We start from the raw sequence: 8,826 nt of genomic DNA, 5'->3' as shown, positions 1-8,826 counted from the left end.
CGAGTACATATCCGTTATTTAGGTAACGGCCACTATTGGTTCCGCTCTTACAGCGGGTCACTTTTGAAAAAAGCGCAAAAGTAACCAAAACGCTCTTGCCCCACCACTCGGCACCTCGCCCAGGCTCGGTGTGCCCGTAATCCGCCATGGACTTGGGGGGCCGCCGCCACGCGCCATCCATGGCGCGGGGCAGCTAAACCGGCATCCCTGCCGGTTTACCCCCCAAATCCCTGTCGAATTCCGGCCAGCGTGGTTTAACGGGGCGCCTAAGATCAAAAGCAGATCAAGAGCGGCTCGCTTCGCATCGTGGTTACTGGTGACTGCTACGAAGTTGTGTAGATACCCATGCTGCGATGGGGCCCTCAGCCTCACCACAAGGCTCAAGGCTCCAATCCGATCCCCCGCAAGATCACACTGGTCACCGTCTGAATCGCCTTTTCGAACTGCATATCCGACAACGGCTGGTGATCATTCAAAATCTTCACCTGGTGATCAAAGTCGGCATAGTGCTGGGTCGAGGCCCAGATCATGTAGAGCAGGCTCGACGGTTCCACCGGCAGGATGCGTTTGTCTTGCACCCACTGGCGAATCTTCGCTTCCTTCATCTTGGCCCAGTCGTACAGGCTTTCATCCAGGGCCTCACCGAGCGTGGGCGCACCGTGGATGATTTCATTGGCCCAGACCTTGGAGCCATACGGCCGCGTACGCGAGCGCTGCATCTTGGCGCGGATGTAGCTGCTGAGCACCACCCGCGGATCATCGAAGGTTTCGAAGCTCAGGGCATCCTGCTTCCACAGCTCCAGCAGGTCGAACAGCACCGCGCTGTACAGCTCGCTCTTGGTGGTGAAGTAATAATGCAGGTTGGAACGCGGCAGTTGCACCTCTTCGGCGATGTCGGCCATGGCGGTGCTGCCGTAGCCTTTTTCAGCGAAGACTTTTTCCGCCGCCAGCAGGATTTTCTCGACGTTGACCCGACGGATTCCGATCTTGTGATTGCCCATAAGGGCTCCCTGACAACAACACGGGTTAAAGACTACCACCAGCTCTAGATCGGGGCGACAGGCCAAGCCGAAACTTCGTACACTGCCCGCTCCTACCCATTGATTGGTATTGAACAATGTTGATCAAGAAAGCCCTGACCACCCTCGCCCTGCTCACCTCCCTGCTGGGCGCCTCGGCGGCATTTGCCCATGCCCACCTCAAGAGCGCAGAACCTGCGGCCAACAGCAGCGTCGCCGCGCCGAAAGACCTGCGCCTGACCTTCACCGAAGGCGTCGAAGCCACCTTCACCAAGGTCTCCCTGAGCAAGGACGGCACTGAAATCGCCATCAAGGGCCTGGAAACCCCGGACGCGGACAAGAAAGTCCTGGTCGTGACCCCTGCCGCCCCGCTCGCGAGCGGCAATTACAAAGTGGTGTGGAATGCAGTGTCGGTCGACACCCACAAGAGCAGCGGTAAATACAGCTTCAAGGTCGGCCAGTAACCCATGGCAACCCTGCTGGTGCTGTGCCGTTTCCTGCATTTTATGGTCGTGCTGCTGATGTTCGGGGCTTGCGTGCTCCGGCCCTGGCTGCTCGGCACCCAGGTACAGCCGACTCTGGACCGGCAACTGCTATGCATCACCCGTGGCCTGGCCTGGCTGGGGCTTGGCTCCGGCGTGGCGTGGCTACTGCTGATCACCGCCAGCATGGCCGGCAGTTGGGACGCGGCACTGCAACCGGCCACCGTGCAATTGGTGCTGGGCAAGACCTTTTTCGGCCAGGTATGGACCTGGCATCTGCTGCTGAATGTTCTGCTGGTGATCGTGCTGATCAAACCCTGGCCAGCCTTGCGTTTGCCATTGATCACCCTGCTGCTGGCGACCCTCGCGCCGGTGGGCCATGGCGCCATGCTCGACGGGCTGAGTGGGCAATTGCTGATCCTCAACCAAGTGGTTCATCTGCTGTGCGTGGGGGCCTGGCTGGGTGGGTTGCTGGTGCTGGTGCTGATCCTCAGGCACGCGCAAGAGTACCGGCTGGAGCCGATTTTGCGGCGCTTCAGCGGCGTGGGTTACGGCCTCGTCGCCGGCTTGCTGGTAACCGGTTTGATCAATGTGCGCGTGCTCACCGGGCAACTGTGGCCCACGCCACTGTTCAATGGGTTTGCCTTGATCCTGCTGATCAAGGTGGGGTTGGTGGCGGGGATGTTGGGGTTGGCGCTGCTGAACCGGTTGCGTATCGAACGCTGCGAACAGCGCTTGGGCAGTTTGAAAGCCAGCGTGATGACGGAATGGCTGCTGGGGGTCTGCGCAGTAGCCGCCGTTTCACTCCTTGGCACCCTGCCTCCGATGGTTTTAGCGGTATAAAAAACCAGGTTTAACTCAATCAAATGTGGGAGGGGGCTTGCTCCCGATAGCGGTGTATCAGTCAGATCATCTGTGACTGACACACTGCTATCGGGAGCAAGCCCCCTCCCACATTGACCCTGCCCGCTTTAGATCAGGTCATACACAGTCATCGTATAACTTCTGCTTGACACACCCCGAAAACCCCGCAAATATCCCGCTCAATGTTGTACGACGACGTATAACAAATAATAAAAACAACAAAAGAAAGGGAGCCTCACTGTGAGTCAATTCGCCCGCAATTGCTCTGCACGCCTGGGCCTTATCAGCCTCGCTAGCCTGGCCGTCACCCTGCCCCTGTGCGTTCAAGCCGAAGGTTTTATCGACGACGCCAAGGCCACGCTCAACCTGCGCAACGCCTACTTCAACCGCAACTTCACCAACCCCGGCAACCCTCAGGGCAAGGCCGAAGAGTGGACGCAAAACTTCATTCTCGACGCCAAATCCGGCTTTACCCAAGGCACTGTCGGGTTCGGGATTGATGTATTGGGCCTGTATTCGCAAAAGCTCGATGGCGGCAAAGGCACTGCCGGTACTCAACTGCTGCCGGTGCATGACGATGGCCGCCCTGCCGACAATTTCGGACGCCTTGGGGTCGCGCTGAAAACCAGGCTGTCCAAGACCGAGCTCAAACTTGGCGAGTGGATGCCAGTGCTGCCGATCCTGCGTTCCGATGATGGCCGCTCTCTGCCCCAGACCTTTCGCGGCGGCCAGGTCACGTCCAATGAGATCGCCGGTCTGAGCCTCTACGGCGGCCAGTTTCGCGGCAACAGCCCACGCAACGACGCGAGCATGGAAGACATGTTCATGAACGGCAAAGCTGCGTTCACCTCGGACCGCTTCAACTTCGGCGGGGGCGAATATACCTTCAACGACAAGCGCACCCAGGTCGGCCTGTGGTACGCCGAACTCACTGATATCTACCAGCAACAGTATCTGAACCTCACCCACAGCCAGCCGGTGGGCGACTGGACCCTGGGCGCCAACCTTGGCTTCTTCAACGGCAAGGAAGACGGCAGCGCCTTGGCCGGCGACCTCGACAACAAGACCGTGTTCGCCCTGCTCTCGGCCAAATACAACGGCCACACCCTCTACGTCGGCCTGCAAAAACTCACCGGCGACAGCGTATGGATGCGTATCAACGGCACCAGCGGCGGCACGCTGGCCAACGACAGCTACAACTCCAGCTATGACAATGCCAGGGAAAAATCCTGGCAGGTGCGCCATGACTTCAACTTTGTCGTACTCGGCGTGCCAGGGCTGACCCTGATGAACCGCTACATCAGCGGCAGTAACGTGCACACCGCAGCGATCACCGATGGCAAGGAATGGGGACGTGAGTCGGAACTGGCGTATACGGTGCAAAGTGGTGCACTGAAAAACCTCAATGTGAAGTGGCGCAATTCGACAATGCGGCGCGACTTCAGCAATAACGAGTTTGATGAGAACCGGATTTTCATCAGCTATCCGATTTCGTTGTTGTAAGTTCCAGGGTCGAACTCGATCTCAAAGGTGCAACACATCCATGTGGAAGCTGGCTTGCCAGCTCCCACCTTTGATCTCATGCGCCTGGAAGGACGTTGACAACACCAAGAATCCCTAACACTATTTCCATATAGTCATACGACAACCTACAACAAAAATCTGGAACGCCCATGACCACCACAACCCCTGCTCCGTTTAACCGCCTGCTGCTCACCGGCGCCGCCGGTGGCCTCGGTAAAGTTTTGCGCGAACGTATGCGCCCTTACGCCAAGGTCCTGCGCCTGTCGGATATCGCCGACATGGCTCCCGCCATCGATGCCCGCGAAGAAGTGCAAACCTGCGACCTGTCCGACAAGCAAGCCGTGCACCAATTGGTAGAAGGCGTCGACGCCATCCTGCATTTTGGTGGCGTATCGGTAGAGCGCTCGTTCGAAGAAGTGCTCGGCGCCAATATCAGCGGCATCTTCCATATCTACGAGGCCGCACGTCGCCATGGCGTAAAGCGTGTGATCTTCGCCAGCTCCAACCATGTGATCGGTTTCTATAAACAGGGTGAACAACTCGACGCCCACTCCCCACGCCGCCCGGACAGCTACTACGGCCTGTCCAAGTCCTACGGCGAAGACATGGCCAGTTTCTACTTTGACCGTTATGGCATCCAGACGGTGAGCATCCGCATCGGCTCCTCGTTCCCGCAGCCGCAGAACCGCCGGATGATGCACACGTGGCTGAGCTTCGACGACCTGACCCAACTACTCGAACGCGCGCTGTACACGCCCGATGTCGGCCATACCGTGGTCTACGGCATGTCGGCCAACCTCGACACCTGGTGGGACAACCGCTACGCCGCACACCTGGGCTTTGCGCCCAAGGACAGCTCCGAAGTGTTCCGCGCCCAGGTCGAGGCCCAGCCGCCGGTCGCAGATGATGACCCGGCAAGGATTTATCAGGGCGGCGCGTTCTGCGCGGCAGGCCCGTTCGGTGACTGAGTGCACAGCAACCCAAAGGAATGAGTGGCCATGACTGCAGAATTGATTGTCGATGCCCGCAACGCCGTGGGGGAATGCCCGATATGGGTGCCTGAAGAAAACGCCCTCTATTGGGTGGACATCCCCAACGGTGGCTTGCACCGTTGGGACGCCTCTACCGGGCACCTGCGTGCCTGGAAGGCCCCGCAGATGCTCGCCTGCATCGCCCGTACCCAAGCGGGCAACTGGGTGGCAGGCATGGAAACCGGCTTCTTTGAACTGACTCCGCACAACGACGGCAGCCTCGACACTACGCTCTTGGCCGGTGTCGAACACCCGCGCCCGGACATGCGCTTGAACGACGGCCGCTGTGATCGCCAAGGCCGCTTCTGGGCCGGCAGCATGGTGCTGAACATGGAGTTGAACGCCGCTGAGGGCAGCCTTTATCGCTATGCGTCTGGCACGGCGCCCCATGCGCAGCTCGATGGTTTCATCACCCTCAACGGTCTGGCCTTCAGCCCCGATGGCCGCACAATGTATGCCTCTGATTCACACCCGCTAGTGCAGCAGATCTGGGCATTCGACTACGACATCGACACCGGCACGCCGTCCAACCGCCGGGTGTTTGTGGACATGCATGACTTTCTCGGCAGGCCCGATGGTGCAGCTGTCGACGCGGATGGCTGCTACTGGATCTGCGCCAACGATGCCGGCCTGGTCCACCGTTTCACCCCCGACGGTCGCCTCGACCAGTCCCTCACCGTACCGGTAAAAAAACCCACCATGTGCGCCTTCGGCGGCAGTCGCCTGGACACCCTGTACGTCACCTCCATTCGTGACGATCAGCGTGACAGTTCGCTGTCCGGCGGCGTGTTTGCCCTCAACCCCGGCGTCAAGGGATTGCCCGAACCCCAGTTCATCCTCTAGCTGCATCGCTGTGCCTTGAATACAACAATAACAAGACAGGAATCACCGCCCATGGACTTCAAACGCACCTTGCTCGCTGCCACACTCGTGGCCCTCAGCAGCGCCGCCCACGCGCTGGAAATCAAGTTTGCCGATATCCACCCCGCTGGCTACCCCACCGTGGTCGCCGAAGAAAACATGGGCAAGGCCCTGACCCAGCAAAGCAAGGGCGAATTGACCTTCAAGTACTTCCCGGGCGGTGTGCTCGGCTCCGAGAAGGAAGTCGTCGAACAGGCCCAGGTCGGCGCCGTGCAAATGACCCGCGTCAGCCTTGGCATCGTCGGCCCGGTGGTGCCGGACGTGAATGTGTTCAACCTGCCGTTCGTGTTCCGCGACCAGGCGCATATGCGCAAAGTGATTGACGGCGAAATCGGCGATGAGATCCTCGCCAAGATCACCGATTCCGAGTTCGGCCTGGTCGCCCTCGCCTGGATGGACGGCGGCACGCGCAACCTCTACACCAAGAAACCAGTGCGCAAGATCGAAGACCTCAAGGGCATGAAGATTCGCGTGCAAGGCAACCCGATTTTCATCGAAGCCTTCAATGCAATGGGCGCCAACGGTATCGCCATGGACACCGGCGAGATCTTCAGCGCCTTGCAGACCGGGGTGATCGACGGCGCAGAAAACAACCCGCCGACGCTTCTGGAACACAACCACTTCCAGAACGCCAAGTACTACACCCTCACCGAACACCTGATCCTGCCCGAGCCCATCGTGATGTCGAAAATCACCTGGAACAAGCTCACCGCCGCACAGCAGGACATGGTCAAGGAAGCCGCCAAGGCCGCCCAGGCTGACGAGCGTGTGTTGTGGGATGCCAAGTCGGCCAGCAGTGAAGAGAAACTCAAAAAGGCCGGGGTCGAGTTCATCACCGTCGACAAAAAGCCCTTCTATGACGCCACCGCGCAGGTTCGCGCGAAGTACGGTGCGCCTTACGCCGACATCATCAAGCGTATCGACGCCGTTCAGTAACGCCCTCCTCCCTGACAAGGCCCGGCGCGGTCGGTATCGACGCGCCCGGTCACGGTGAACGCCATGAAGAATCTACTGCTGCGCATCAACGACCGTATCTACATGACCTGCATCTGGGTCGCCGGCCTCTCGGTCCTGGGGGTCGCGCTGATCATTCCCTGGGGCATCTTCGCCCGCTATATTCTCGGCACCGGCTCCAGTTGGCCGGAACCCTCTGCGATCCTGCTGATGCTGGTGTTCACCTTTATCGGCGCGGCTGCCAGCTACCGCGCCGGGGCGCATATGTCGGTGGCGATGATCACTGATCGCCTGCCTGATGCTCAGCGCCGCGTTGTCGGCATCGTCTCGCAACTGTTGATGGCGACCATCTGCCTGTTCATGACCATTTGGGGCGCCAAGCTGTGCCTGTCCACCTGGAACCAGTTCATGAGCGCCATCCCTACCCTGCGTGTGGGTATCACCTATATGCCGATCCCGATTGGCGGCTTGCTGACCCTGATATTCGTGCTGGAAAAACTTCTACTGGGCGACCAGAGCCACCGGCGCGTAGTGCGTTTCGACCTGGTTGAAGAAAGCGAAGGGGCTGCCTGATATGGACGCATTGATTCTGCTGGGCAGCTTTATCGCCTTGATCCTGATCGGTATGCCGGTGGCCTACGCCCTGGGCTTGTCGGCGCTGATCGGCGCGTGGTGGATCGACATTCCGTTCCAGGCCCTGATGATCCAGGTGGCGGGCGGGGTGAACAAGTTTTCACTGATGGCGATTCCATTCTTCGTATTGGCCGGAGCGATCATGGCCGAGGGCGGCATGTCGCGGCGGCTGGTGGCGTTTGCCGGGGTGCTGGTGGGCTTTGTGCGCGGCGGGCTGTCGCTGGTCAACATCATGGCGTCGACGTTTTTCGGTGCGATCTCAGGCTCGTCGGTGGCCGATACCGCGTCGGTCGGTTCGGTGCTGATCCCGGAGATGGAACGCCGTGGCTACCCACGGGAGTTCGCCACGGCGGTGACCGTGAGTGGCTCGGTACAAGCGCTGCTGACCCCGCCCAGCCACAACTCGGTGCTCTACTCCCTGGCCGCCGGCGGCACGGTATCAATCGCCTCGCTGTTCATGGCCGGCGTGGTGCCGGGCCTTTTAATGAGCGCGTGCCTGATGGTGCTGTGCCTGATCTTCGCGAAAAAGCGCAACTACCCCAAGGGCGAAGTCATCCCCTTGAAGCAGGCCTTGAAGATCGCCGCTGATGCACTCTGGGGCCTGATGGCCATGGTGATCATTCTCGGCGGCATCTTGTCGGGCATCTTCACCGCCACCGAGTCGGCGGCCATCGCGGTGCTGTGGGCGTTTTTCGTGACCATGTTCATCTACCGCGACTACAAATGGCGCGAGCTGCCCAAGCTGATGCATCGCACGGTACGCACCATTTCCATCGTGATGATCCTCATCGCCTTCGCCGCCAGCTTCGGCTACATCATGACCCTGATGCAGATCCCGGCGAAGATCACCACGCTGTTCCTGACCCTGTCGGACAACCGCTACGTGATCCTGATGTGCATCAACGTCATGCTGCTGTTGCTCGGCACGGTGATGGACATGGCACCGCTGATCCTGATCCTTACGCCGATCCTGTTGCCGGTGATCCTCGGTATCGGCGTCGACCCGGTGCACTTTGGCATGATCATGCTGGTCAACCTCGGCATCGGCTTGATCACGCCTCCGGTGGGCGCGGTGTTGTTCGTCGGCGCGGCGGTGGGCAAGGTAAGCATCGAGAAAACCGTGAAGGCGCTGCTGCCGTTTTATGCGGTGCTGTTTCTGGTGCTGATCGCCGTGACCTACATTCCGGCGCTGTCGTTGTGGTTGCCGAGCGTGGTGCTGTAAACCCAATCGTCAGAATACAGGTGAGCAAATGTGAGAGGGGGGTTGCTCACCTGACGGCCTCACAATCGACAGGCGCCTACGTGACACACCTTGGTCAAATGTGGGAGGGGGCTTGCTCCCGATGGCGGCCTCCGGGCCGACCAGGGTGCTGGATCAGACCGAGTACATATCCGGTG

Annotated in this window: 9 protein-coding genes; 8 read left to right on the top strand and 1 reads right to left on the bottom strand. The window is 59.8% G+C overall.

The features are described from left to right. Window positions 1-380 precede the first annotated feature (380 nt). Window positions 381-1,001, bottom strand: coding sequence for a TetR/AcrR family transcriptional regulator (locus E4P01_RS23575; RefSeq protein ID WP_005789320.1), 621 nt, complete (start codon window positions 999-1,001; stop codon window positions 381-383). A gap of 116 nt (window positions 1,002-1,117) precedes the next feature. Here E4P01_RS23575 and copC point away from each other — a divergent pair, with 116 nt between their 5' ends. The 8 genes from copC (at window position 1,118) to E4P01_RS23535 (ending at window position 8,650) form a co-directional block, all read left to right on the top strand. Beyond that, complete coding sequence (gene copC, locus E4P01_RS23570; RefSeq protein WP_032880503.1) at window positions 1,118-1,483, top strand: copper homeostasis periplasmic binding protein CopC; 366 nt, start codon at window positions 1,118-1,120, stop codon at window positions 1,481-1,483. A gap of 3 nt (window positions 1,484-1,486) precedes the next feature. Beyond that, a complete protein-coding gene (copD, locus tag E4P01_RS23565; protein WP_078821740.1) occupies window positions 1,487-2,344 on the top strand; it encodes a copper homeostasis membrane protein CopD in 858 nt (285 codons plus the stop codon). Between the two features lie 261 nt (window positions 2,345-2,605). Beyond that, window positions 2,606-3,868 (top strand): OprD family porin, encoded by a 1,263-nt coding sequence (locus E4P01_RS23560; RefSeq protein WP_216091755.1) that lies wholly within the window; start codon window positions 2,606-2,608, stop codon window positions 3,866-3,868. A gap of 170 nt (window positions 3,869-4,038) precedes the next feature. Continuing rightward, window positions 4,039-4,857 carry an NAD(P)-dependent oxidoreductase gene (locus tag E4P01_RS23555; RefSeq protein WP_032880497.1) on the top strand — a complete coding sequence of 273 codons (819 nt, stop codon included), beginning with the start codon at window positions 4,039-4,041 and terminating at the stop codon, window positions 4,855-4,857. Window positions 4,858-4,887: 30 nt separating this feature from the next. After that, window positions 4,888-5,763 carry an SMP-30/gluconolactonase/LRE family protein gene (locus E4P01_RS23550; protein WP_216091756.1) on the top strand — a complete coding sequence of 292 codons (876 nt, stop codon included), beginning with the start codon at window positions 4,888-4,890 and terminating at the stop codon, window positions 5,761-5,763. Between the two features lie 51 nt (window positions 5,764-5,814). After that, window positions 5,815-6,777 (top strand): TRAP transporter substrate-binding protein, encoded by a 963-nt coding sequence (locus E4P01_RS23545; protein WP_103735473.1) that lies wholly within the window; start codon window positions 5,815-5,817, stop codon window positions 6,775-6,777. Window positions 6,778-6,840: 63 nt separating this feature from the next. Next, window positions 6,841-7,368, top strand: a complete 528-nt coding sequence (locus E4P01_RS23540) for a TRAP transporter small permease (RefSeq protein ID WP_005789330.1) — start codon at window positions 6,841-6,843, stop codon at window positions 7,366-7,368. Window position 7,369: 1 nt separating this feature from the next. Then, window positions 7,370-8,650 (top strand): TRAP transporter large permease, encoded by a 1,281-nt coding sequence (locus E4P01_RS23535; RefSeq protein WP_216091757.1) that lies wholly within the window; start codon window positions 7,370-7,372, stop codon window positions 8,648-8,650. Window positions 8,651-8,826: the final 176 nt, after the last annotated feature.

Origin of the sequence: Pseudomonas sp. NCIMB 10586, assembly GCF_023127895.1 — a bacterium.
Taxonomy (GTDB): domain Bacteria; phylum Pseudomonadota; class Gammaproteobacteria; order Pseudomonadales; family Pseudomonadaceae; genus Aquipseudomonas; species Aquipseudomonas synxantha_A.
Note: the sequence above shows the minus strand (reverse complement) of the source record. Positions and strands in the feature narration are given on the sequence as shown.